Origin of the sequence: Marinobacter alexandrii, assembly GCF_005871205.1 — a bacterium.
GTDB lineage: Bacteria > Pseudomonadota > Gammaproteobacteria > Pseudomonadales > Oleiphilaceae > Marinobacter > Marinobacter alexandrii.
Genome location: NZ_SWKM01000016.1, coordinates 1 through 23,730, shown reverse-complemented (window position 1 = coordinate 23,730; position 23,730 = coordinate 1). Strand labels below are relative to the sequence as shown.

Annotated in this window: 37 protein-coding genes; 1 reads left to right on the top strand and 36 read right to left on the bottom strand. The window is 55.9% G+C overall.

The genetic code is table 11. From position 1 onward, the window contains the following. Window position 1: 1 nt before the first annotated feature. The 7 genes from mshL to FCS96_RS18585 form a co-directional block, all read right to left on the bottom strand. Window positions 2-1,711 carry a pilus (MSHA type) biogenesis protein MshL gene (gene mshL / locus FCS96_RS18615; protein ID WP_138441855.1) on the bottom strand — a complete coding sequence of 570 codons (1,710 nt, stop codon included), beginning with the start codon at window positions 1,709-1,711 and terminating at the stop codon, window positions 2-4. A gap of 17 nt (window positions 1,712-1,728) precedes the next feature. Beyond that, the gene (locus FCS96_RS18610; protein ID WP_228264169.1) at window positions 1,729-2,076 is read right to left on the bottom strand and encodes a hypothetical protein; all 348 of its coding nucleotides are present in this window, start codon (window positions 2,074-2,076) and stop codon (window positions 1,729-1,731) included. Between the two features lies 1 nt (window position 2,077). After that, window positions 2,078-2,779, bottom strand: coding sequence for an MSHA biogenesis protein MshJ (locus FCS96_RS18605; protein ID WP_138441854.1), 702 nt, complete (start codon window positions 2,777-2,779; stop codon window positions 2,078-2,080). After that, window positions 2,779-3,384 (bottom strand): PilN domain-containing protein, encoded by a 606-nt coding sequence (locus FCS96_RS18600; protein WP_138441853.1) that lies wholly within the window; start codon window positions 3,382-3,384, stop codon window positions 2,779-2,781. Before FCS96_RS18600 ends, FCS96_RS18605 begins: the two co-directional genes overlap by 1 nt. Further along, window positions 3,381-4,313, bottom strand: coding sequence for a type IV pilus biogenesis protein PilM (locus FCS96_RS18595; RefSeq protein ID WP_228264168.1), 933 nt, complete (start codon window positions 4,311-4,313; stop codon window positions 3,381-3,383). The genes FCS96_RS18600 and FCS96_RS18595 overlap by 4 nt, the downstream gene beginning before the upstream one ends. Window positions 4,314-4,512: 199 nt before the next feature. Beyond that, complete coding sequence (gene ssb / locus FCS96_RS18590) at window positions 4,513-5,040, bottom strand: single-stranded DNA-binding protein (RefSeq protein WP_138441852.1); 528 nt, start codon at window positions 5,038-5,040, stop codon at window positions 4,513-4,515. Window positions 5,041-5,098: 58 nt separating this feature from the next. After that, complete coding sequence (locus FCS96_RS18585; RefSeq protein ID WP_138441851.1) at window positions 5,099-6,469, bottom strand: MFS transporter; 1,371 nt, start codon at window positions 6,467-6,469, stop codon at window positions 5,099-5,101. A 185-nt stretch (window positions 6,470-6,654) separates the two neighbouring features. Between FCS96_RS18585 and uvrA the strand changes: the two genes are divergently transcribed. Further along, entirely contained in the window at window positions 6,655-9,477 is a 2,823-nt protein-coding gene (gene uvrA, locus FCS96_RS18580; protein WP_138441850.1) for an excinuclease ABC subunit UvrA, read from the top strand. Window positions 9,478-9,569: 92 nt separating this feature from the next. On the opposite strand, the gene rplQ is transcribed toward uvrA, so the two are convergent. The 29 genes from rplQ to FCS96_RS18435 form a co-directional block, all read right to left on the bottom strand. Next, window positions 9,570-9,968: a 50S ribosomal protein L17 gene (rplQ, locus tag FCS96_RS18575; protein WP_041341481.1), complete on the bottom strand. Its 399-nt coding sequence runs from the start codon at window positions 9,966-9,968 to the stop codon at window positions 9,570-9,572. Between the two features lie 33 nt (window positions 9,969-10,001). Then, on the bottom strand, window positions 10,002-11,006 hold the full coding sequence (locus FCS96_RS18570) for a DNA-directed RNA polymerase subunit alpha (RefSeq protein ID WP_138441849.1): 1,005 nt from the start codon (window positions 11,004-11,006) through the stop codon (window positions 10,002-10,004). A 35-nt stretch (window positions 11,007-11,041) separates the two neighbouring features. Then, the gene (rpsD, locus tag FCS96_RS18565; RefSeq protein ID WP_070970489.1) at window positions 11,042-11,662 is read right to left on the bottom strand and encodes a 30S ribosomal protein S4; all 621 of its coding nucleotides are present in this window, start codon (window positions 11,660-11,662) and stop codon (window positions 11,042-11,044) included. A gap of 18 nt (window positions 11,663-11,680) precedes the next feature. Beyond that, entirely contained in the window at window positions 11,681-12,070 is a 390-nt protein-coding gene (gene rpsK, locus FCS96_RS18560; RefSeq protein WP_007153992.1) for a 30S ribosomal protein S11, read from the bottom strand. 13 nt (window positions 12,071-12,083) lie between these two features. After that, the gene (rpsM, locus tag FCS96_RS18555) at window positions 12,084-12,440 is read right to left on the bottom strand and encodes a 30S ribosomal protein S13 (RefSeq protein WP_012139789.1); all 357 of its coding nucleotides are present in this window, start codon (window positions 12,438-12,440) and stop codon (window positions 12,084-12,086) included. A 140-nt stretch (window positions 12,441-12,580) separates the two neighbouring features. Next, window positions 12,581-12,694, bottom strand: a complete 114-nt coding sequence (rpmJ, locus tag FCS96_RS18550; RefSeq protein ID WP_008174902.1) for a 50S ribosomal protein L36 — start codon at window positions 12,692-12,694, stop codon at window positions 12,581-12,583. 29 nt (window positions 12,695-12,723) lie between these two features. Beyond that, a complete protein-coding gene (gene secY / locus FCS96_RS18545; RefSeq protein ID WP_041341470.1) occupies window positions 12,724-14,046 on the bottom strand; it encodes a preprotein translocase subunit SecY in 1,323 nt (440 codons plus the stop codon). A gap of 17 nt (window positions 14,047-14,063) precedes the next feature. Continuing rightward, window positions 14,064-14,498 (bottom strand): 50S ribosomal protein L15, encoded by a 435-nt coding sequence (rplO, locus tag FCS96_RS18540; RefSeq protein WP_041341467.1) that lies wholly within the window; start codon window positions 14,496-14,498, stop codon window positions 14,064-14,066. Between the two features lies 1 nt (window position 14,499). Next, a complete protein-coding gene (rpmD, locus tag FCS96_RS18535; RefSeq protein ID WP_138441848.1) occupies window positions 14,500-14,688 on the bottom strand; it encodes a 50S ribosomal protein L30 in 189 nt (62 codons plus the stop codon). A 4-nt stretch (window positions 14,689-14,692) separates the two neighbouring features. Then, on the bottom strand, window positions 14,693-15,193 hold the full coding sequence (gene rpsE, locus FCS96_RS18530; RefSeq protein WP_041341461.1) for a 30S ribosomal protein S5: 501 nt from the start codon (window positions 15,191-15,193) through the stop codon (window positions 14,693-14,695). 12 nt (window positions 15,194-15,205) lie between these two features. Beyond that, entirely contained in the window at window positions 15,206-15,553 is a 348-nt protein-coding gene (rplR, locus tag FCS96_RS18525; protein WP_041341459.1) for a 50S ribosomal protein L18, read from the bottom strand. Window positions 15,554-15,562: 9 nt separating this feature from the next. Further along, entirely contained in the window at window positions 15,563-16,096 is a 534-nt protein-coding gene (gene rplF, locus FCS96_RS18520; protein ID WP_138441847.1) for a 50S ribosomal protein L6, read from the bottom strand. A gap of 9 nt (window positions 16,097-16,105) precedes the next feature. Then, a complete protein-coding gene (rpsH, locus tag FCS96_RS18515; RefSeq protein ID WP_041341454.1) occupies window positions 16,106-16,498 on the bottom strand; it encodes a 30S ribosomal protein S8 in 393 nt (130 codons plus the stop codon). Between the two features lie 88 nt (window positions 16,499-16,586). Next, the gene (gene rpsN / locus FCS96_RS18510) at window positions 16,587-16,892 is read right to left on the bottom strand and encodes a 30S ribosomal protein S14 (RefSeq protein ID WP_138441846.1); all 306 of its coding nucleotides are present in this window, start codon (window positions 16,890-16,892) and stop codon (window positions 16,587-16,589) included. A gap of 13 nt (window positions 16,893-16,905) precedes the next feature. After that, window positions 16,906-17,445, bottom strand: coding sequence for a 50S ribosomal protein L5 (gene rplE / locus FCS96_RS18505; protein WP_041341448.1), 540 nt, complete (start codon window positions 17,443-17,445; stop codon window positions 16,906-16,908). 15 nt (window positions 17,446-17,460) lie between these two features. Then, window positions 17,461-17,781, bottom strand: a complete 321-nt coding sequence (rplX, locus tag FCS96_RS18500; protein WP_041341445.1) for a 50S ribosomal protein L24 — start codon at window positions 17,779-17,781, stop codon at window positions 17,461-17,463. A 17-nt stretch (window positions 17,782-17,798) separates the two neighbouring features. Then, window positions 17,799-18,167 (bottom strand): 50S ribosomal protein L14, encoded by a 369-nt coding sequence (rplN, locus tag FCS96_RS18495; protein ID WP_041341441.1) that lies wholly within the window; start codon window positions 18,165-18,167, stop codon window positions 17,799-17,801. A gap of 15 nt (window positions 18,168-18,182) precedes the next feature. Further along, window positions 18,183-18,449 (bottom strand): 30S ribosomal protein S17, encoded by a 267-nt coding sequence (gene rpsQ / locus FCS96_RS18490; protein ID WP_012139774.1) that lies wholly within the window; start codon window positions 18,447-18,449, stop codon window positions 18,183-18,185. A 1-nt stretch (window position 18,450) separates the two neighbouring features. After that, window positions 18,451-18,642, bottom strand: a complete 192-nt coding sequence (rpmC, locus tag FCS96_RS18485; protein ID WP_041341437.1) for a 50S ribosomal protein L29 — start codon at window positions 18,640-18,642, stop codon at window positions 18,451-18,453. Beyond that, window positions 18,642-19,055: a 50S ribosomal protein L16 gene (gene rplP, locus FCS96_RS18480; protein ID WP_008174875.1), complete on the bottom strand. Its 414-nt coding sequence runs from the start codon at window positions 19,053-19,055 to the stop codon at window positions 18,642-18,644. The genes rpmC and rplP overlap by 1 nt, the downstream gene beginning before the upstream one ends. Before the next feature lie 12 nt (window positions 19,056-19,067). Continuing rightward, window positions 19,068-19,751 carry a 30S ribosomal protein S3 gene (rpsC, locus tag FCS96_RS18475; protein ID WP_041341433.1) on the bottom strand — a complete coding sequence of 228 codons (684 nt, stop codon included), beginning with the start codon at window positions 19,749-19,751 and terminating at the stop codon, window positions 19,068-19,070. An 11-nt stretch (window positions 19,752-19,762) separates the two neighbouring features. After that, window positions 19,763-20,095 (bottom strand): 50S ribosomal protein L22, encoded by a 333-nt coding sequence (gene rplV / locus FCS96_RS18470; protein ID WP_041341430.1) that lies wholly within the window; start codon window positions 20,093-20,095, stop codon window positions 19,763-19,765. Window positions 20,096-20,111: 16 nt separating this feature from the next. Further along, window positions 20,112-20,387 carry a 30S ribosomal protein S19 gene (gene rpsS, locus FCS96_RS18465; protein WP_007154011.1) on the bottom strand — a complete coding sequence of 92 codons (276 nt, stop codon included), beginning with the start codon at window positions 20,385-20,387 and terminating at the stop codon, window positions 20,112-20,114. A 23-nt stretch (window positions 20,388-20,410) separates the two neighbouring features. Beyond that, the gene (gene rplB / locus FCS96_RS18460; RefSeq protein ID WP_138441845.1) at window positions 20,411-21,238 is read right to left on the bottom strand and encodes a 50S ribosomal protein L2; all 828 of its coding nucleotides are present in this window, start codon (window positions 21,236-21,238) and stop codon (window positions 20,411-20,413) included. A gap of 17 nt (window positions 21,239-21,255) precedes the next feature. Then, window positions 21,256-21,549 (bottom strand): 50S ribosomal protein L23, encoded by a 294-nt coding sequence (rplW, locus tag FCS96_RS18455; RefSeq protein ID WP_041341428.1) that lies wholly within the window; start codon window positions 21,547-21,549, stop codon window positions 21,256-21,258. Continuing rightward, entirely contained in the window at window positions 21,546-22,151 is a 606-nt protein-coding gene (gene rplD, locus FCS96_RS18450; protein ID WP_138441844.1) for a 50S ribosomal protein L4, read from the bottom strand. The genes rplW and rplD overlap by 4 nt, the downstream gene beginning before the upstream one ends. 11 nt (window positions 22,152-22,162) lie before the next feature. Continuing rightward, window positions 22,163-22,801 carry a 50S ribosomal protein L3 gene (gene rplC / locus FCS96_RS18445; protein WP_138441843.1) on the bottom strand — a complete coding sequence of 213 codons (639 nt, stop codon included), beginning with the start codon at window positions 22,799-22,801 and terminating at the stop codon, window positions 22,163-22,165. 76 nt (window positions 22,802-22,877) lie between these two features. Then, on the bottom strand, window positions 22,878-23,189 hold the full coding sequence (gene rpsJ / locus FCS96_RS18440) for a 30S ribosomal protein S10 (protein ID WP_041341420.1): 312 nt from the start codon (window positions 23,187-23,189) through the stop codon (window positions 22,878-22,880). A 188-nt stretch (window positions 23,190-23,377) separates the two neighbouring features. Beyond that, window positions 23,378-23,730 (bottom strand): EF-Tu C-terminal domain-related protein (locus tag FCS96_RS18435; RefSeq protein ID WP_456085599.1); only part of this gene is annotated, 353 nt, incomplete at its 5' end.

The window sequence follows — 23,730 nt, the reverse complement described above, 5'->3', positions numbered from 1 at the left end:
GCTAGCGACGGGCTTTCTCCGGTTCCGGGGTAACAGATTTCGACGATTGCAGCAGCTCGCGTAGCACGTTCATGCGCTCACGGCTGGCGGCAATGTCCGCGGTAACTCGAGCAGGTTCTGAAACAACCGGGCGCAAAAGGATAACCAGTTCGCTTTTCCGGGACTTGAACCGGCGCTGCTTGAACAGCTCACCCACTACCGGGATGTCACTGAAGAACGGCACCGCCGAGTTGCTGTCTTCACTGCTGTTCTGGATCAGGCCACCAATGACCACAATTTGGCCGCTCTCGGCGCGGATTACGCTGTCGGTTTCCCGCACGGTGCTGATCGCCAGCGGCAAGGTGACATCGCGCTCACCAATGGTGATGACTTTGTTCTGGTCGTCCACTTCGCTCACCGAGGGGTGAACATGCAGGGTGATACTGCCGGATTCCGAAATCTGCGGCGTGACATCCAGGGAGATGCCGGAGAAGAACGGCGTCAACTCTACCGAAGTGGAGGTGCTGTCGGCCCCGGTCACGGCCGAGTTGTCATCATCAAAGTCGATATCCGTGACAAAAAACTCGTCGGTGCCGACCTTGATCACCGCCTTCTGGTTATTGACCGTGGATATCCGCGGGCTGGAAAGAATCTGCACATTGCCCTGCTCACCCAGCAACTCGATGAGCGCGGTGAAGTCCCCGGCGCGAACACTGGCCGAGAACAGGCCACCAATGTCTGAGGTCCGGATCACCTGCCCGCTCAACGCCTGGGCAGTAAAATCTTCGGGCAGGCCGTCAGAGGCGGTAACGCTGGAAGCGCTTTGCAAATCAGACCAGTTGATGCCCTGCTGATAGCCCTCGTTGAGAATAATCTCGAGGATTTTCGCCTCAAGCACCACCTGGCGCTGCATGATCAGTTCAGTGCGGCGAAGGTATTCCTCCACCAGGCGCAAATCGTCGGCGCCGGCACGGACCATCACCAGCCCGGCGCCGGGATTGACGATCACCTGGCTATCGTCGCCACGGCCGATGATCATACTCAAGGCCTGATCAATGTCGGACCAGAAGTCCGATTCCGTTACCGTGGAGATGGTGGTGCCCACCAGGTTACGAGTCTCGTTGCTGCCGTTGTCGCCCGCACCGTTCGAAGCGTTTCCGTTGTTGCTCTGGGTTCCGCTCACCTGACCGGAACTGACACGGGTTTCCGAGCCACCTTTGCGCTTGAAATGCAGGTAGTCGATCGGGAACATCCGGGTCTGAACCCGGTCGCCATTCACTTTGTACAGCCGACCACTGCGCTGGATATCCAGGCCGTAGAGGTCGGCAGCAATGTCCATGACGTCGGGTACCGTCACATCCCGCAGGCGCAGATCAATGACCGCTTCGACACCCGGATAAACCACTACGTTGTAACGGGTGCCATCCACCAGGGATTCGAAGAAACTGCCGGCGGGGATGCCGCTGGCATTCACATCAAACCGTTCGTCCAGATCCTGGCCCTGAGGCAAGGGCGGCAACAGAGCCGCACTGACCTCGGCGGGTAGGGCCCTGGCTTTGTTGTCGGCTATGTCGGCGGCTACCGACTGCCACTCGGCCTCAGCCAAACTGCGTTGAATGTCATCGGCCACGTCGGTCGACGTCCCGCTAGATGTACGCATGAGCGGATTGTTACTGCACGCCGTCAGAGTCGCTGCTATCAGCAGCACCGCCATTGGTCTCATCGAAGTCATGATTTTCCGTTCATTGGTCATTGAGTTCTTCGTACCTGCGGTAGCTTGTCGAGATACAGCGTGCGAACGCGCCCGCGGTCGATAACCTCAACCCGGTCCCGATGGATTCTGCGCACACGGATGCCATCGAAAGACTGGCCCTCGGCACGGGGCTCGCCGTTGATGACTGCAACACGACGCTCGGCGCCTACCAGAATGGACTGTAGGGCAAGGTCAGCCACGGGCGCGGCTTTTACCGGTGCATCGTCAAACCCCGGTGGCCGGGTCGGATCCTGAAGTGCAGAGGCGGGCGCCGCCAATCCAAGGCCCCAACTTACCAGCACCAGAGCCAACCAAGGCCGACGGCCCGCGTTCAATCCAATCATGTCACACCCCCAACCAGGCCGGCTCAAGACTGAGCGTTCGGACCCGGATAACGGCCTCACCAGCCGGCCAGTTTTCTGCATCGTATTCAAACACCACCCATCCGAGCCGGTTATCCAGACCCTCAAGGCGCTTGAGATACGCCAGCACCTCCAGGTAGCTACCCAAGATACTGAGTTCCACATCGTGAGCGTACAGCAGCGGCCCACCTTCTTTTTCCAGTTCGGCAGCTGTCGTTTCCGCGCCTGCACCTCCGTTATCCGGACCATACACCGGCGTCGGCGTTTTCAATTCAAGCGCCTGGAGTTCCAGCGACGCTTGGGCCGCCAGCATGTCCTTTAGCAGCGAAACCATGGCCCTCGGCGCAATCAGCTTACCGGTGGTATCGGCAATCTGACGATCAAGCCGGGCCAATCGCTTCTGGCGCATGTCCAACTGGTCTCTCAACGCCTCGGTCGGATCGGACGCCAGCTGATTGGCTAAATCTTGCTGTTGTGCCAGCAGGCTGTCCCTGCTGGCAGACAGTGTGCCGAGCCGGGATTCAAGCCGGTCCTGCTGGTTCATGGCCGGGGTAATGGCCAGCTCCCAGCCGATAAACAGCACCAGCACCAGCAGGGTGACGGTGACCAGTACCCGTTCCCGTATTGGCCGTTCGTTGAACAGGTTCGCGCCGGTTTGCAAAGAATCGCGCCAGGAAGTCGCCATCAGTTGTTCTCCCCTGCCCGTTTCGTGGCCACGTGAAATTCAATCCACCGGCCTTCTTCGGGCCGCGTCAGTCGAAAGGCACCGAATGTCTGCCCGGTGAAGACCGGCTCGTTACCAAGATTCTCGAGGTAGGTTGGCACCAGCGCACCTGAACGCGCTCTGCCCTCAATGGTCACCAGCGAGGGCTGGGCATTGAGCCGAATGCCGGTCAACCAGACATCCTTCGGGATTTGCCGCGCTAGCGCCGCCATTTGCGGGGAGAATCGGCCGCCATCATTGAGGATGAGGCCCTCAACTCTCACCAGCAGTTCTTGACGACGTACCAGGATTTCAGTGACCCGGTCCAGCGCGTCCTGGATTTCCGGCGCAGGTTGCCGGGCACTGACACCCTCTGATAGCCGGACCACGTTCTGTTCCAGGGTCTCGGTCTGTGACCCCAGCGCGTTGACCCGTACTTCAAGCTCGCTGTTGTGGTAGCGGATAACCGCAGAACCAAGCCCAAGGGCAACCACCAGCAGGACCACCAGCGCTACCAGGGCGCCGGCCTGCAGAGTCTCCTTCCGGGGCCTGAGCTCTTGGGTGTACAAATTCACTTGTTGCGTCATGACAGCTCCCCCGATTGTTTCGAGAGACTGGCACTCCAGGCAGGGAGGCAGCGACCATCAACGGGCTGATCGACCCCCAGTGCTGCCCAGTCGAGCATTTCGACCCCAGCCGCGACATAAGAAGACACCATGGACGCCAGGGGCAACGCATTGTCCTGGGCCACCAGCCTGATCATTGCCGGTGGCACTTGCCCCAGCTGACTTTCGTAATAGTCCAGTGACCGCTGCATTTCCAGCGCCAGCGACTGCACCGCGTTTTCCTGGCGGCCGGCGTCGCGCAGGTCTTCTGCTGCGACATCCAGACGACGGGACAAGTACAGGGTGTCTTCACGGCACACCACCATCTGGCCATAACTTTCCCGCAGGTGCACCAGTGCAGCGCCGCGCTGATTGTTGTCCAGCCGGCTGACCAGATTGCGCAGCGCAAGCTCGGCAATATCCACGCATTCCAGCTTCAAGCCAGAGTCATTCACCAGGGCAACCAGTTCGCTGACCAGGGACTTTCGCGCGGCAACCACATTGACCAATTCGCCACGGCCACGGGAGGCGTCTTCGGGGAAAGGAAAAATATCGGAGACCGCGTCGGTCGGACTGAAGTCCAGAAGGTCCTTCAGTTTCCATCGCAGGGCATCACCCAGTTCGGATTCGTCGATGCCATCCGGACGATCCATCTGGAACACCTGATACTGGTCCAACGGCAACACCAGGGTGGTGATCGTCCCGGTCCAACCGCGCTTACCAACCAGATCCTGTAATACCTGGGCACGCTTTGCTGGCCGACAATCTTCGAAACCAAACCCTGGCACAGCAGTTCCGGAAGCTTCAGCCCAGGCTATGCCGTCAGGTCGAATTTCAAGACTTACGCGCAGGTGGTCGTTGGTGCCACTGAATTTATCGGTGATCTTCTTAAGAATGGAGCGTTTTATCATGAAGGTCTTTCAGGTAGATGCTGGGCCACACGCCGACCCTAATTTATTATTTTTCTGAGAGTAAAAGCACTGCTCGTTACATTAAATGACATCATAAATTAGAAATTGAACCTAACTCCACGTTTATCGGACAATTTCACGTGTTTTTGCACCTCTGTAACAAAAAGGCCTCCGTAAACGGAGGCCTGGACAACCCTTCTTAAAACGGGATGTCATCATCAAAGTCATCCACCGGCTCAGGCATGCTTCCCTGAGAGGGCTGGTTGTAGCCACCCGACTGCTGCTGTGGCGGCGGATTGTTGTTCTGCTGCTGCGCCGGTGCGTTGTAATTGGACTGCTGCGGGCGTCCCGCGGGCGCACCCTGGTTCATGCCGCCTTCACCGCGGCTGTCCAGCATCTGCATCTGGCCATTGATGTCCACCACCACTTCTGTGGTGTAAACATCCTGGCCTTCCTTGTTCTGCCACTTGCGGGTTTGCAGCTTGCCTTCAATATAGACCTTGGAACCCTTGCGCAGGTACTGACCCGCCACTTCCGCCACTTTTCCGAACAGCACAATACGGTGCCACTCGGTTTTTGGCACCATTTGTCCGGTCTGACGATCCTTGTAGCTCTCGTCAGTGGCAAGGTTCAGGTTGACCACCGCATTGCCGTTCGGGGTATAACGGGTATCAGGATCCTGACCAAGGTTCCCGATAAGAATGACTTTGTTTACGCCTCGTGCCATGTTCCGCTCCTGACTCTGTTTTCAGGGACGACCCGCGCTCCTTGCAGGTCTCCAAATTTCAAGATTTGCTACCGTGCCGGACAAAAGAAAAGTCCGCCAGTAACGCTTCATCAAAGTGCCGTCGATCCACCTTAAGGTAGGCGGTTGCAGCACCTTCAACAATGACCACATCCTGGACACCGGGAAGCCGGCGCAGGCTGTCGTCGATTTCGTCATACTCACCAGCTACAGCCTGCTGCAACTGTAACACGAAACTGGAGGTGTATCCCGGCGATGGCATGGTCAAGGCAACCAGGAACCAGGTGCCCAGAACTGCGACCATAAACCAGAGCACGCCGGTGAGACCAAACTGCTCCAACAGCACGCCGCCCAGGGCCCCGCCTAGAAAGGCGCCCATAAACTGAGAGGTGGAATAGACCCCCATCGCGGTGCCCTTGCTGGCCGCCGGCGACTCCTTGCTAATCAGCGACGGCAGACTTGCCTCCAGCAGGTTGAACGCCATGAAGAAGAAAAACAGCAAGCCCCACGCCGCCAACAAACCCACCGCGACACTGGCCAGACCCGCGGTCGCCAGCATCAGTAAGGCGATGGCACCGCAAAGCACGGGCTTCATCTTGCGTTTCTTTTCACCAATGATGATGAACGGCACCATCGCGAAGAATGACGTCACCATGACACTTAGGTAGAACCACCAGTGGGAACTACTGGCCAGCCCCAAACCGTCCTGAAGAATTAAGGGAAATGCCAGAAACAGAGCTGTCAGCACCAGATGAAGCGCGAAGATCCCAAAATCAAGACGCAGCAGACGGCGATCTGACAGCACCTTACCCAGCATCTCCCGGGCCGGATGGGTATCGGCACTGATTCGATGCTGATGCGGCGTCGGCACCACCCGATGGACCACCACCAAAGCGATAGCCGCGAGTGCAGCGGTAATGTAGAAAATGCCCGACAGCCCCCAGACCGAGCCGATCAACGGCCCCAGGACCAGCGACACCGAGAACGACAAACCGATCGAAATCCCGACCGTCGCCATCGCCTTGGTTCGCTCTTCTTCCCGGGTAAGGTCACTCAGCAGCGCCATCAGCACACTGGCAATCGCTCCGGCGCCTTGAAGAATCCGACCAGCGATCACAACGTATATGGAGTCAGCGGAAGCGGCCAGCAGACTTCCGGCGGCGAACAGGACCAGACCGATGTAGATCATCCGCTTGCGACCAACCCGATCGGACAGCATGCCGAACGGAATCTGCAGCAGTGCCTGGCTCAGGCCATAGGCGCCAATGGCAAAACCCAGCAGTGCAGGGGTCGCGCCATCCAGATCATTACCCAGCAACATGAACACAGGCATGACCATAAACAGGCCGAGCATCCGCATTGCATACACAGACGCCAGGGCTGAAACCGATCGTTTTTCCAGCGCGTTCATTGCAGCACTACCTCAGCTGGGGTTGAAAAGCAGACGGGCGCAAAAGCGGCAGACCTCCGCAGGCCGCGCATTGTATCAGAAGGCAGCCAATCGCGGCACAGCCACCCGGGTGGCTAAACACCCGGTTTCTTCGCCGCAGCCTCTCGAACGCGGTATAATTTTCGTTTTTATTTGAGCGAGGTACTATGGACCACATCCAGATCAAAGGGGCACGCACCCACAACCTGAAGAATATCGACCTCGATATGCCTCGGGATAAGCTGATTGTGGTCACCGGCCTGTCCGGCTCCGGCAAATCGTCCCTGGCCTTCGACACCCTCTACGCCGAGGGTCAGCGCCGGTACGTGGAATCCCTGTCGACCTACGCCCGCCAGTTTTTGTCGATGATGGAAAAGCCCGACGTTGACCACATCGAGGGCTTGTCCCCGGCGATTTCCATTGAACAGAAATCGACATCCCACAACCCCCGCTCAACCGTCGGCACCATTACTGAAATCTACGATTATCTGCGACTGCTGTTTGCTCGCGCTGGTGAACCCCGATGCCCAGACCACGACCAGCCACTGGAAGCCCAGACCATCAGCCAAATGGTTGATCAGGTGCTGGCCATGCCGGAAGACAGCAAGCTGATGATCCTGGCACCGGTGATTCGTGATCGCAAAGGCGAACACCAGCAAATCATCGATACCATGAAGAGCCAGGGTTTTATCCGCCTGCGCGTCGACGGAACCGTGTACGACATCGACGACATTCCGGCCCTGGACAAGAAGCGCAAACACCAGATCGATGTGGTGGTTGATCGGTTCAAGGTCAAACCCGGGCTGGAACAGCGGTTGGCAGAAAGTTTTGAGACCACGTTGGAGCTGGCCGACGGCATTGCACTGGTGGCGCCCATGACTGGTGAAGGTGAAGAACACACCTTTTCGGCTCGGTACGCGTGCACCCAGTGCGGCTATTCCCTCAGCGAACTCGAGCCGCGGATCTTTTCATTCAACAACCCTGCCGGCGCCTGCCCGACTTGTGACGGCCTGGGCGTGAAGCAGTTCTTCGATCCGGAGAAGATCATTCAGCACCCGGAAGCCACTCTGGCTGCCGGCGCTATCAAGGGCTGGGATCGCCGGGCCGTTTATTACTTCCAGATGCTCGGCAGCGTTGCAGACCACTACGACATCGATCTGGAAACCCCCTGGATCGACCTGCCGGAAAAATTCCAGGACGTTCTGCTGAATGGATCGGGCAAGGAGGACATTCCGTTCCGGTATGTCAACTCCCGTGGCCACATCATGGAGAAGGCACATCCGTTTGAAGGCATCCTCCCCAACCTTGAACGCCGCTACCGGGAGACCGAGTCCCAGAGCATGCGCGAGGAGCTGGCCCGCAACCTGAGCACCCAGCCCTGCAAGGCCTGCCATGGTTCACGACTGCGTCGCAGTGCCCGGCACGTGTTTATCGAAAAACGGAACCTGCCCGAGGTCACCCGGCTGCCGGTCGGTGAGGCCCACCATTACTTTGAACACCTGGCGCTGCCAGGTCGCAAGGGTGAGATAGCGGAAAAAATCCTGAAGGAAGTGCGCCAGCGCCTACAGTTCCTGGTCAACGTTGGCCTGGAATATCTGACCCTGGAGCGCAGCGCCGATACGCTCTCGGGCGGCGAGGCGCAGCGGATCCGGCTGGCCAGCCAGATCGGTGCCGGCCTGGTAGGCGTCATGTACATTCTGGACGAACCCTCTATCGGCCTGCATCAGCGGGACAATGACCGGCTGCTGGCCACCCTGACCCACCTGCGGGATCTCGGCAACACGGTGATCGTGGTCGAGCACGACGAGGATGCTATTCGGGCGGCGGATCACGTCATTGATATCGGCCCAGGTGCCGGCATCCACGGAGGCAAAGTCATTGCCCAGGGCACACCCCAACAGATTCTCGACCATCCCGATTCTCTGACCGGACAATACTTGAATGGCACCCGCGAGATTGCAGTGCCCAAGACCCGGAATACAGGCAACGGCAAATCGCTGACCCTGACCGGAGCCACTGGCAACAACCTGCAGGACGTCACCTTAAACCTGCCCCTGGGCATCATGACCTGCGTCACTGGCGTATCGGGCTCCGGTAAGTCGACACTGATCAACAGCACCCTGTATCCAGTCTCGGCCGCCAAACTGAATAAGGCCACAAGCCTCAGCCACGCCCCTTACCAGTCACTCAAGGGGCTGGACCACCTGGACAAGGTCATCGACATTGACCAAAGCCCCATCGGCCGCACACCGCGCTCCAACCCTGCGACTTACACCGGTCTGTTCACCCCAATTCGCGAACTGTTCGCCGGCACACAAGAAGCCCGCTCGCGGGGCTATAAACCGGGCCGCTTCTCGTTCAACGTAAAAGGTGGTCGCTGTGAGGCCTGCCAGGGCGACGGCGTCATCAAGGTGGAAATGCACTTCCTGCCGGACGTGTATGTGCCCTGCGATGTCTGTAAAGGCAAGCGCTATAACCGGGAAACCTTGGAGGTTCGGTACAAGGGCAAGAACATTCATGAAGTACTGGAAATGACCGTTGAAGAGGGCCGGGTATTCTTTGACGCCGTGCCGTTTCTTGCCCGCAAACTCCAGACCCTGATGGATGTCGGTCTCTCCTACATCCGCCTGGGTCAAAGTGCTGTCACTCTCTCAGGTGGCGAAGCCCAGCGGGTCAAGCTCGCGAAAGAGCTGTCCAAGCGGGACACCGGCAAGACCCTGTACATCCTGGACGAGCCGACCACTGGCCTGCACTTCTATGACATCCAGCAATTGCTGCATGTACTCGAGCGGCTGCGCGACCACGGCAACACCATCGTGGTGATCGAGCACAACCTGGATGTGATCAAGACGGCGGACTGGATAATCGACCTGGGACCAGAGGGCGGTTCAGGCGGCGGCCAGATCATCGCAGAAGGCACACCGGAAGCCGTGGCGAACAACACGGCCTCGCACACCGGCAAGTACCTGAAGTCGATGTTGAGCCGATAATCGGCGGGCGGGTCTACCCCGCCCATCATTCAGGCACAAAAAAACCGGGAACCTTTCGGAACCCGGTTTTTTATTGGCCAAAGCCGAGGAACTTACTCCTCGCCTTCGTCCACTTCTTCCGCTTCGATATCCAGCGGACGACCAACCAGCTCTACGAATGCCATAGGGGCATTGTCGCCAGCACGGAAACCGCACTTCAGGATACGAAGGTAACCACCCGGACGCTCGTTGTAACGGGGACCAAGCTCGTCAAACAGCTTGGCAACCGCTGCATCGTCACGCAGGCGAGAGAACGCCAGACGACGATTCGCGACCGAATCATTCTTTGAGAGCGTGATCAAAGGTTCAGCTACTCGACGAAGCTCTTTGGCTTTCGGCAGCGTTGTTTTGATCAGCTCGTGTTCAACCAGTGACGCAGTCATGTTACGGAACATGGCCTTGCGATGCGCACTGGTCCTGCTGAACTTACGACCACTCTTACGATGACGCATTGCTCTTATTCCTTACCTTAAACTAATCGGCGATTAACCGCCCAACACCCGGTCGTCGCCACGAAGGCTAGCCGGCGGCCAGTTATCAAGACGCATGCCCAATGAAAGACCACGAGACGCCAAAACGTCCTTGATCTCGGTCAGCGACTTTTTACCAAGGTTAGGCGTCTTCAGCAGCTCAACTTCAGTGCGCTGGATCAGATCGCCGATGTAGTAAATATTCTCAGCCTTCAAGCAGTTAGCTGAACGCACTGTCAATTCCAGATCATCAACCGGACGCAACAGGATCGGATCAATTTCTTCCTCTTCCTCTACGCGCTCTGGCTCTTTTTCATGATCGAAATCGACAAATACCGCCAGTTGCTGCTGGAGGATGGTCGCGGCCCGGCGAATTGCTTCTTCCGGATCGATCGTCCCATTGGTCTCCAGATCAATCACCAGCTTGTCCAGATCAGTCCGTTGCTCTACCCGTGCACTTTCCACGGAGTAAGCCACACGACGAACCGGGCTGAAAGTTGCATCCAGCTGCAGGCGTCCAATGGCGCGAGTTTCGTCCTCGTCGAGACCACGCTGGTCTGCCGGCTCATAGCCGCGACCGCGATTAACGCGGAGACGCATGTTCACTTCACCATTTTCACTCAGGTGACAGATCACGTGCTCCGGGTTGGCGATCTCAACATCATGGTCGAGCTTGATATCACCGGCGGTGACAACGCCCGGGCCTTTCTTGCTGAGCGTGAGCTCAGCATCATCCCGACCGTTCATTTTCACGGCGACGCCCTTGAGATTCAGAAGAATCTCGATGACGTCTTCCTGGACACCCTCAATGGCGCTGTACTCGTGCAAGACGCCATCGATCTGCGCTTCAGTTACAGCGCAGCCCGGCATCGAGGACAAGAGAATGCGGCGCAGCGCGCTGCCCAGAGTGTGCCCAAAGCCTCTTTCCAGAGGCTCGAGCGTCACCTTGGCACGCGTGGCGCCGGATTCTTTCACGTCAATGGTACGAGGTGTCAATAACTCATGTACTGAACGCTGCATAGACGCCCCTATCTGCTATCGTTGCTAACTGGGCTTTACTTAGAGTAAAGCTCGACGATGAGGTTCTCGTTGATGTCGGCCGGCAGTTCAGTACGCTCAGGTACTGACTTGTAAACGCCGGACATCTTGTTGGCGTCGACCTCTACCCAGCTCACCGGTGCACGGCTTGCAGACAGATCCAGCGCGCCTTTTACGCGAAGCTGGTTCTTGGCCTTTTCACGCACGCTCACAACGTCGCCCGGCTTGACCTGGTAGGAAGCAATGTTCACTACCTTGTCGTTCACCAGGATCGCTTTGTGAGAAACGAGCTGACGGGATTCAGCACGGGTAGAACCAAAGCCCATGCGGTATACAACGTTATCCAGACGGCCTTCCAGAAGCTGCAGCAGGTTTTCACCGGTTGCACCTTTGATTCGGGCTGCCTCTTTGTAGTAATTACGGAACTGCTTCTCGAGTACGCCGTAGATACGACGAACTTTCTGTTTTTCACGAAGCTGAACGCCGTACTCGGACAGACGACCGCGACGCGCGCCGTGCATACCCGGCGGAGTCTCGATGTTGCACTTGGAATCGAGCGCGCGAACACCGCTCTTTAGAAAAAGATCTGTCCCTTCACGACGAGACAGCTTGCACTTCGGGCCTATGTAACGAGCCATAATTCACTGTCTCCTGTGTTAGACGCGGCGCTTTTTGGGCGGACGACAACCGTTATGGGGAATCGGCGTCACATCAGTGATGTTAGTGATCTTGTAGCCGCACGCGTTCAGCGCACGAACTGCAGATTCACGTCCGGGCCCAGGACCCTTAACCTCTACGTCCAGGTTTTTAAGGCCGTATTCAGCAGCCGCGTTACCGGCTCTTTCAGCTGCTACCTGCGCAGCAAAAGGTGTACTCTTGCGTGACCCACGGAAACCGGAACCACCAGAGGTAGCCCAGGACAGGACGTTGCCCTGACGGTCAGAAATGGTCACGATAGTGTTGTTGAAGGACGCGTGAATGTGCGCGACGCCATCAACAACCGTCTTTTTCACCTTTTTACGGGTACGTGTACCTGGCTTTGCCATGTTTGCCTACCTGTTACTTACGAATAGGTTTGCGTGGACCTTTACGGGTGCGAGCGTTGGTCTTGGTGCGCTGGCCACGGACCGGAAGGCCATGACGATGACGCAGACCACGGTGACATCCGAGATCCTTCAAACGCTTGATGTTCATCTGTACTTCACGACGCAGATCGCCTTCGACAGACACCTTGCCCACTTCGGTACGAAGTGATTCAAGCTGCTCGTCGCTTAGGTCTTTGACCTTGACGTCCGGCTTAACGCCGGTTGCATCGCAAAGCTTCTGGGCTGTTGTCTTGCCAACACCAAAGATGTATGTCAGCGAGATAACAGCATGTTTGTTATCGGGTATATTGACACCGGCTATACGTGCCATCCAAATTACTCCGCGTTCAAAGCTTTGCTGTGTGAATTTTCCGCCACAAAAAGGGCGCGAAATAATAGCGCCTGACTCCTGTCGAAGTCAAGCGCCAGTATTCCGAACCCCTTTGCGTTATCAGGTTTTGTCCCGAAGGATTAACCCTGACGCTGCTTGTGGCGAGGCTCCGAGCAAATGACTCGTACTGAGCCATTGCGACGAATTACTTTGCAGTTACGGCAAATTTTCTTTACCGAAGCGCGTACTTTCATTGTCGACTCCAGTTTTCAAGGGGAACAGCTTAGCCGTTCCGACCATAGCCCTTGAGATTGGACTTCTTCATCAGCGATTCATACTGATGAGACATCAGGTGTGACTGTACCTGCGCCATGAAATCCATCACCACGACTACCACAATCAGCAGTGAGGTGCCGCCCAGATAGAACGGTACATTCCCGGCCACCATCAGAAACTGTGGGAACAGGGACACTGCTGCAATGTACATTGCACCGAACAGCGTTAGGCGAGTCAGCACACCATCGATGTACTTGGCTGTCTGATCGCCCGGACGAATGCCCGGAATAAACGCTCCAGAGCGCTTGAGGTTATCCGCAACTTCTTTCGGATTGTACATCAACGCTGTGTAGAAGAAGCAGAAGAACACAACTGCTGCTGCGAACAGGATGATATACAACGGCTGGCTGGGCGCCAATGCCTGAGAAACATCGCTGAGCCACTCCATGCCCTCGCCCTGGCCAAACCACTGCCCGATCGACGCCGGGAACAGCAGAATGGATGAAGCAAAGATCGGCGGAATAACCCCGGCCATGTTCACCTTAAGTGGCAGATGGCTGGATTGCTGTGCAAACACACGGCGACCCTGCTGACGCTTGGCGTAGTTGATGGTCAGACGACGCTGACCACGCTCCATGAACACCACGAAGCCGATGACGGCTACCGCGAGGACACCAATTCCCAGTACCACCAGGAGACTCATCTCGCCATTTCTGGCTTGCTCAAGAGTCTGACCAATGGCGCCAGGCAAGCCGGCCACAATGCCCGCGAAAATCAGCAGGGAAATCCCGTTGCCAACGCCGCGCTCAGTGATCTGCTCACCCAGCCACATCATGAAGACTGCACCACTCACGAAGGAAACAACTGCCACAAAGTGGAAGCTGAAGCTGTCGTTAAAGGTCACGCCTTGTGATGCCAGACCGACAGAAATACCAGCGCCCTGAACCAGGGCGAGGATAACCGTACCATACCGCGTGTATTGACTGATCTTGCGACGACCAGCCTCACCTTCTTTCTTCAGCTGCTCAAGCTGCGGGCTAACCGCAGTCATGAGCTGCATGATAATCGAAGCCGAGATGTACGGCATGATACCGAGAGCGAAGATACTCATGCGCTCAAGCGCACCACCAGAAAACATGTTGAACATGCTCAGGATTGTGCCCTGATTCTGTTCAAACAGTGCCGCCAAACGGTCGGGGTTGATCCCCGGCACCGGAATATGGGCACCGATCCGGTACACCAACAATGCCAGGAAGACAAACCAGAGCCGCGATCGCAGCTCTGCCAGTCCCTTACCCGCGCCCGCAGGCAATGATGCTGTCTTGGCCATTTAGTCCTCGACTCGCCTTAGTCTTCGACTTTACCACCCGCGGCGGCAATTGCCTCGCGTGCGCCTTTGGTTACCCGCAGGCCCTTAACGGTTACTGCACGGCTCAGTTCGCCGGACAGGATAACCTTGGCTTCGCGAATTTCTTCACGAATGATATCTGCCTTCTTAAGAGCTTCCAGGTCGACCACATCGCCTTCGACCTTCGCCAGTTCATTCAGGCGAATTTCGGCAACGTAACGCTGCTGACGAGAGGTAAAACCAAACTTCGGCAGACGACGAGCCAGAGGCTGCTGACCACCCTCGAAACCAGGAGCTACGCTGCCACCTGAACGGGCCTTCAGACCCTTGTGACCGCGACCACCGGTTTTACCGAGACCGCTACCGATACCACGACCGACTCGCTTAGGAGCCTGACGTGAACCGGGTTCCGGACTAAGTTCGTTCAGACGCATCTTAGTTCTCCTCAACCCGAACCAGGTAATTTACCCGGTTGATCATGCCGCGGATGGAAGCTGTGTCTTCCAGTTCCACGGTGTGACCGATTTTACGAAGACCCAGGCCCTTCACACATGCTTTGTGCTTAGGCTGGCAGCCGATTGGGCTGCGGGTCAGAGTTACTTTGATCGTTTTTGCGTTCGCCATGACTTCAACCCAGAATCTCTTCCACGGTCTTACCGCGCTTGGCTGCGATATCTTCAGGCGCTTGCGTTGCCTGGAGACCCTTGATGGTGGAACGTACCACGTTGACCGGGTTGGTAGACCCGTAACACTTGGACAGTACGTTCTGAACACCTGCCACTTCCAGTACAGCGCGCATCGCGCCGCCGGCGATGATGCCGGTACCTTCGGAAGCCGGCTGCATGTAGACTTTAGAGCCGCCATGCTGTGCCTTCACCGCGTACTGCAGAGTAGTACCGTCCAGCGGGACATCAACCATGTTTTTACGCGCAGCTTCCATAGCCTTCTGGATAGCGACCGGCACTTCACGCGCCTTGCCACGACCAAAACCAACGCGACCTTTACCATCACCCACTACAGTCAGTGCGGTGAAGGCGAAAATACGGCCACCTTTTACTACCTTGGCGACACGATTGACCTGAACCAGCTTTTCCTGGAGCTCAGGCGCCTTCTGTTCGTTAACGCTCATCTTCTCCACCTCTTAGAATTGCAAGCCAGCTTCACGGGCTGCGTCGGCCAGAGCCTGAATACGGCCGTGATAACGGTAACCGGAGCGGTCAAAAGCGACCTGCTCAACACCTGCTGCCTTGGCACGCTCAGCGATTAGCTGACCAACCTTCTTGGCAGCGTCCACGTTACCGGTTGCACCCTGGCGCAGTTCCTTATCCAACGTGGAGGCAGAAGCCAGCACCTTGCTGCCATCTGCAGTCGTAACCTGGGCGTACATGTGACGCGGTGTGCGATGAACGCACAGGCGATTGGTACCCAGCTCACGGATCTTCATGCGCACTTTGCGTGCGCGACGCAATCTTTCGTTATTCGCGCTCATAGTCCCGCCTTATTTCTTCTTGGCTTCTTTGCGTCTGACCTGCTCATCCGCATAACGAACACCCTTACCCTTATAAGGCTCGGGCGGACGGAACGCGCGGACATCAGCAGCGACCTGGCCAACCTGTTGCTTGTCGATACCGCGGATAACTACTTCCGTATTGGACGGAGTTTCTGCGGTAATCCCCTCGGGCAGCTCATATTCAACCGGGTGTGAAAAACCCAGTGTCAGATTGAGCTTCTTACCTTGCGCCTGGGCACGGTAACCTACGCCCGTCAGCTGGAGCTTGCGCTCAAAGCCTGTGGATACACCAGTCACCATGTTGTTGACCAGTGCACGAGTAGTACCAGCAAGAGCGCGGGACTGTTTAGCACCATCACGGGCAACAAAGCGCAGTACGTTTTCGTCCTGCGTTACTTCGACCGCTTGGTGAATGGTGATTTGAAGCGCTCCCTTGGAGCCCTTCACACTAATTTCCTGTCCGTTCAGCTTAACCTCAACACCGGAAGGCAGCACGACAGGATTATTGGCAACCCTGGACATGTGTATCTCCTAGAATACGGTGCAGATGACTTCGCCACCCACGCCAGCAGCTCGTGCGGCGCGGTCTGTCATAACGCCCTTGGACGTTGAGACAATCGCGACTCCCAAACCACCGGATACTTTCGGCAGTTCCCCAGCGCCGTTGTACTGGCGCAGACTCGGACGGCTGACCCGCTTGATCTCTTCGATAACCGGCTTGCCGCCGAAATATTTCAGAGTGATCGTCAGCTCGGGCTTCGCGTCGGCTGAAACGGAAAAGTCTTCCACGTAACCTTCGTCCTTAAGGACCTGGGCTACGGAGATCTTCATTTTTGAAGATGGCATCGTAACATCTGTCTTAGACGCCATCTGTGCATTACGGATACGGGTAAACATATCCGCAAGCGTGTCTTGCATACTCATTGGTATGAGGCTCCTGATCTTTTTAGTTGTGCAGCGGCGTGCCGCACCGCTTACCAACAGGCACCTGACCGAAGTCAGGATGCCTATCTTACCAGCTTGCCTTGGTCAGGCCCGGAACGTCACCGCGCATGCCGTATTCACGGAGTTTAATCCGTGAAAGCTCGAACTTGCGGAGAACGCCGTGGGGGCGACCAGTCACCTGGCAACGATTCCGAAGACGCGAGGGGCTTGCATCGCGAGGAAGCTGTTGCAGCTTCATCTGTGCATCCCAACGGTCATCATCGCTGGTATTCGGGTTCTTGATAATCGCCTTGAGCTCAGCACGCTTCGCTGCATACTTCGCAACGGTTTGTTCGCGCTTTTGCTCACGGTTTTTCATGGAAACCTTAGCCATTACACTCGTTCCTTTATTTCTTGAACGGAAAGCCGAAGGCTTTCAGCAGTTCACGACCTTCATCGTCGGTACCGGCAGTAGTGGTAATGGTGATGTCCAGACCACGGATCTTGTCGACCTTGTCGTACTCGATCTCTGGGAAAATGATCTGCTCACGCACGCCCATGCTGTAGTTACCGCGACCGTCGAACGACTTGGGATTCAGACCACGGAAGTCACGAATGCGGGGTACCGCAATGTGAACCAGGCGATCAAAGAAGTCCCACATACGCTCGCCGCGCAGAGTAACCTTGCAACCGATCGGCCAACCTTCACGGATTTTGAAACCCGCAACGGATTTACGTGCCTTGGTAACAACAACCTTTTGACCTGCCAGGCGCTCTAGATCCGCCACGGCATTCTCAATCAGCTTCTTGTCACCAACCGCTTCGCCGACACCCATGTTAAGGGTGATCTTTTCGATACGCGGCACCTGCATGATGTTCTTGTAGCTGAACTCTTTCTGCAGGGCGGGTACCACTTCCTTACTGTACTGCTCTTTCATGTTAAGCATCGTAACCACCACCGCTTACTGGTTATCGACAGCTTCGTTCGTGGACTTGAAGATCCGCACTTTAGCGCCGTCTTCCTTGGTCTGGAAGCCTACACGATCGGCTTTGCCGGTCTGCGGATTAAAAATAGCCACGTTGGAAGCCTGGATAGGTGCTTCTTTTTCGACGATGCCACCTGGGGTGCCCAGCATCGGGTTAGGTTTGGTGTGCTTCTTGATCATGTTGATCCCAGAAACAAGCACTCGACCATCGTCCTGAACTTTCAGGACTTTACCACGTTTGCCTTTATCTTTCCCCGTGGTGACGATTACTTCGTCATCTCGTTTGATCTTTTTCATAACCGGCCTCTGGTCCTTTAAAGTACTTCGGGTGCCAGTGAAATAATTTTCATGAACTTCTCATTACGCAGTTCACGGGTAACCGGTCCGAAGATACGGGTACCAATAGGAGCGTCCTGAGGGTTCAGAAGTACCGCCGCGTTTCCGTCGAAACGGATCAGCGAACCGTCCGGACGGCGAACACCCTTACGAGTGCGCACCACCACAGCTTTCAGGACCTGGCCTTTCTTCACTTTACCGCGGGGGATGGCTTCCTTAACGGTCACCTTGATGATATCCCCTACGCTGGCATAACGCCGATGTGAACCGCCCAGGACCTTGATGCACATCACCTGACGCGCACCGCTGTTATCCGCGACTTCAAGCATTGTTTGAGTCTGAATCATGGTTGTTCTCCGGCGTTACACCTTGGATGCACGTTCGGTAACTTCCACCAGGGCCCAGCTCTTGGTCTTAGAGACCGGACGGGTTTCCTGGATGGTCACAGTGTCACCAACGTTGCACTGATTGCTCTCATCGTGAGCGTGGATCTTGGTAGAGCGCTTCATGTACTTACCGTACAGAGGGTGCTTAACCTGACGCTCGACCAGAACGACGATGGATTTCTCCATCTTGTTGCTCACGACCTTGCCGCTCAGAGTTCTGGCAGTTTGGGTAGCTTCAGTCATGTCACTGTCCTGCCTTTTCATTCAATACTGTTTTCACGCGAGCGATCTCACGCTTCACCTTGCCGAGAAGGTGAGACTGATTCAGCTGACCTGTCGCCTTACGCATGCGCAGGTTGAACTGCTCCTTCAGGAGGTCGATCAGCTCTTTGTTCAGCTCCTCGACTGACTTTTCACGCAGCTCTGTTGCTTTCATCACATCACCGTCCTCGTTACAAAGGTGGTCTGTACCGGCAGTTTGGCCGCAGCGAGAGTGAAGGCATCACGAGCGATTTCCTCAGATACACCTTCCATCTCGTAGAGCATGCGGCCTGGCTGAATTTCAGCGACCCAATACTCGACAGAACCCTTACCTTTACCCATTCGTACTTCCAGCGGCTTACCGGTGATCGGCTTGTCCGGGAATACCCGGATCCAGATCTTCCCGCCACGCTTAATGCGGCGAGTCATGGTACGACGCGCTGCCTCAATCTGGCGCGCAGTTATACGCCCACGACTGGTAGCTTTCAATCCGTATTCACCGAAGCTCACCTTGTTAGCGCGGTGAGCAAGACCGGTGTTACGGCCTTTCATTACCTTGCGAAATTTGGTGCGTTTTGGTTGCAGCATAAGAGTGCCCCTTTACTTAGAACCTTTCTTCCCAGAGGCTTTCTTGTCAGCACGGACCTGCTCCATACCACCAAGAATCTCACCTTTGAAGATCCATACCTTGACGCCGATTACGCCGTAAGTGGTATGCGCTTCGTAGGTTGCGTAATCAATATCTGCACGCAGCGTGTGCAGAGGTACACGACCTTCGCGATACCACTCGGAACGCGCAATTTCAGCACCCCCGAGACGACCACCTACCTGGATCTTGATACCCTTGGCGCCTTGACGCATGGCGTTCTGTACCGCGCGCTTCATAGCACGACGGAACATCACGCGACGCTCCAGCTGACCGGCAACGTTTTGTGCTACCAGGCGGGCATCCAGGTCCGGTTTGCGGACTTCTTCGATGTTGATGTGCACAGGCACACCCATCATGTCGCTGACTTCGCGACGCAGACGATCAACATCTTCACCCTTCTTACCGATAACAATACCGGGACGGGCAGTATGGATCGTGATACGGGCGTTCTGAGCAGGGCGCTCGATCACAATCTTGCTGACAGACGCCTTAACCAGACGCTTGTCGAGGAATTCACGAACCTGAATGTCATTCAGCAGGTTTTGTGAGTATTCCTTTTTGTCGGCATACCAGACTGAGTTGTGCTCTTTGATCACACCCAGGCGAATGCCGGTTGGATTTACTTTATGACCCATCTGAGCATCTCCTACTTGTCGGCGACCTTGACGGTGATATGGCAGGTGCGCTTGAAAATCCGGTCAGCGCGCCCCTTGGCTCGAGCTTTGATTCGCTTGAGCGTCGGACCCTCATCCACCATGACGGTGGAAACCCGCAGTTCGTCAACGTCCAGACCTTCGTTGTGCTCAGCGTTAGCGATGGCAGACTCAAGAGCTTTCTTGAGTACGACCGCCGCCTTCTTTGGGCTGAAAGTCAGAATGTTCAGGGCATCCTCAACCGCCTTGCCGCGTACTTGGTCAGCGACAAGACGTGCTTTCTGAGCTGAGAGGTTAGCGCCCTTATACTTGGCTGCTACTTCCATTTCTATTCCCTCACAATCAGCGTTTAGCTTTCTTGTCGGCCGCATGACCACGATAAGTACGCGTTGCCGCGAACTCACCCAGCTTATGTCCAACCATATCTTCGGTGACATAAACCGGCACGTGCTGCTTGCCGTTGTGGACTGCAATGGTCAGGCCTACCATCTCCGGAAATACTGTCGACCGGCGCGACCAGGTCTTGATCGGTCGCTTGTCGTTAGCTTCCAGAGCTGCCTCGACCTTCTTCAACAGATGCAGGTCTATAAAAGGACCTTTCTTTAAAGAACGTGGCACAGCAATTACCTCTATGTAGTCGTTTACTTGGCCGAACGACGACGTACTATCATTTTATCAGTACGCTTGTTCTTACGAGTCTTATGCCCTTTGGTCGGAACACCCCACGGAGTAACCGGGTGACGTCCGCCAGAGGTACGCCCTTCACCACCACCATGCGGGTGGTCAACTGGGTTCATAGCAACACCACGTACTGTTGGGCGTTTGCCGCGCCAACGTGATGCACCCGCTTTACCAAGCTGCTTGAGACTGTGCTCGCTGTTGGATACTTCACCCAACGTTGCGCGGCAATCTACAAGCACCTTTCGCATTTCACCTGAGCGCAGGCGGATGGTGGCATATGCACCTTCACGCGCTACCAGCTGTACGGATGCGCCCGCAGAGCGAGCCAGCTGAGCACCTTTGCCAGGCTTGAGTTCAACGCAGTGGATTACGGAACCGACCGGAATATTCCGGAGCGGCAACGTGCTACCCACTTTAATCGGCGCGTCGATACCGGAGCGCACAGGATCACCGATCTGCATACCTTTGGGAGCGATGATGTAACGACGCTCGCCATCGGCGTACTTAACCAGTGCAATGTGCGCAGAGCGGTTAGGATCGTATTCCAGGCGCTCAATGACCGCCGGGATACCATCTTTGGTCCGCTTAAAATCAATTACGCGGTAGTGCTTCTTGTGACCACCACCGGTGTGACGCGTGGTAATGCGACCCGCATTATTACGTCCACCCGTCTTATTCTTTCTTTCTACCAACGGCTCGTAAGGGCGCCCTGTGTGCAGATCCGGGTTGTAAAGCTTTACAACGTGACGGCGTCCGGCAGATGTTGGTTTGGTTTTGACGATCGGCATATTACGACCCCTTTACCTTATTCCACATCCAGAAAATCGATGTCCTGACCTTCAGCCAGCTTTACGTAAGCCTTACGAATGTCATTACGCTTGCCGAACCCGCGGATAGTACGCTTAAGCTTACCCTTACGGTTCAGAACCTGAACACCTTCGACGGTGACGTTGAACAGTTGCTCAACGGCTTTCTTGATCTCGGGCTTGGTCGCGTCCGGGGCTACCCGAAACACTACCTGGCCGTGCTCGGCCACCAGAGAAGCTTTCTCAGATACGTGCGGTCCAAGCAGGACCTTGTAAATACGCTCCTGATTCATCCCAGCATCTCCTCGATCTTCTTCAGAGCAGGCACAGTGATCACGACGCTGTCGTGAGCAACCAGGCTAACCGGATCAAGACCTGCGATATCACGAACATCAACGTGCGGGATGTTGCGTGAAGCAAGGTGCAGGTTCTGCTCAACGCTTTCAGACAGGATCAGCGCATTGCTTACACCGAGATCCTTCAGCTTAGCGGTGAATGCCTTGGTCTTCGGGCTGTCGACACTCAATTCATCGACAACTACCAGACGCTCTTGGCGAACCAGCTCAGAAAAAATAGAACGCATTGCTGCGCGGTACATCTTCCGGTTTACCTTCTGCTCAAAACCGCGAGGCTTGGCAGCAAAGGTAACACCACCGGCGCGCCAGATTGGGCTGCGGATAGTACCGGCACGGGCACGACCAGTGCCCTTCTGACGCCATGGCTTCTTACCACCACCGCTGACTTCAGAACGCGTCTTTTGAGCCTTGGTACCTTGGCGGCCAGCTGCCATATAAGCAGTAACAACCTGGTGCACCAGCGACTCGTTAAAATCTTTGGCAAATGCAGCGTCGGAAACAGAAATTCCCTTGCCGCTACCTGTAATAGTCAATTCCATCGCACCGCTCCTCAGGCTTTAACTGCAGGCTTGATGACAACGTCGCCGCCAGTAGCACCAGGTACGGCACCACTCACCAGCAGCAGGTTGCGCTCGGCGTCGACACGGACAATTTTCAGGTTCTGCACAGTTACCTGCGCGTTACCCATCTGGCCCGCCATCTTCTTGCCTTTGAATACCTTACCCGGAGTCTGGTTCTGACCAATGGAGCCCGGAGCACGGTGAGAGAGGGAGTTACCGTGGGTAGCGTCCTGCATGGAGAAGTTCCAACGCTTTACGCCGCCCTGAAAACCCTTACCTTTGGACCGACCGATGGCATCAACCACCTGACCGTCTTCAAAGATTGAAGCTGTGATCTCGCCGCCGGCGGCCAGGTCTTCACCCTCACCTTCAGACAGACGGAATTCCCACATACCACGACCGGCTTCAACGCCCGCCTTAGCATAGTGGCCAGCTTCACTCTTGGTTACACGTGAGGAACGACGGGTGCCTACAGTGACCTGAACGGCACGATAGCCATCGCTTTCAAGAGTTTTAAGTTGGGTAATCCGGTTGGGCTCAACCTCGATTACCGTTACGGGCAATGCCTGCCCATCTTCCGTAAAAATACGGGTCATACCGGCCTTACGACCGACAACACCAATTGCCATGTTTCACCTCTTAAGTGTACGGGGCTCGCACCCTCTATGGCCTTATGACAGTTACACAGACTAATACCTGGCGGTATTAGCCGAGGCTGATCTGAACGTCTACACCTGCTGCCAGGTCCAACTTCATCAAAGCATCTACTGTCTTTTCCGTCGGCTCAACGATGTCGAGCAAACGCTTATGCGTACGAATTTCATACTGGTCGCGCGCGTCTTTGTTGACGTGCGGAGAAACCAGAATGGTGTACTTTTCCTTCCGCGTCGGCAGAGGGATAGGTCCACGCACTTGAGCGCCGGTCCGCTTCGCGGTATCGACGATCTCCTGTGTAGACTGGTCGATCAGGCGATAATCAAACGCCTTCAACCGGATTCGAATTTTTTGGCTTTGCATGATGCACCAAACTCCACTCGTAGCAGCTACTTGTTAGCCGACCTTCAAAAAAAGGAGCCGCATTGTATGCATAATACCCAACCCTGTCAACAGGCTTCCTGTTTGACCGGGTCGGGCACAAGCATCGCGACTGAAACAGAAAAAGGGGCTGAATAGTTCAGCCCCTTTTTCCTGATCACACGAGCGACTTACTCGATGATCTTGGCGACCACGCCGGCACCAACGGTACGACCACCTTCGCGAATCGCGAAGCGCAGGCCATCTTCCATGGCGATCGGAGCGATCAGGGTAACACTCATCTTCACGTTGTCACCCGGCATAACCATTTCCACGCCTTCCGGCAGTTCACAGGAACCAGTTACGTCGGTGGTACGGAAGTAGAACTGAGGACGGTAGCCCTTGAAGAACGGAGTGTGACGACCGCCTTCATCTTTGCTCAGTACGTACACTTCGCACTCGAACTTGGTGTGCGGCTTGATGCTACCCGGCTTACACAGAACCTGACCACGCTCAACGTCGTCACGCTTGGTACCACGCAGCA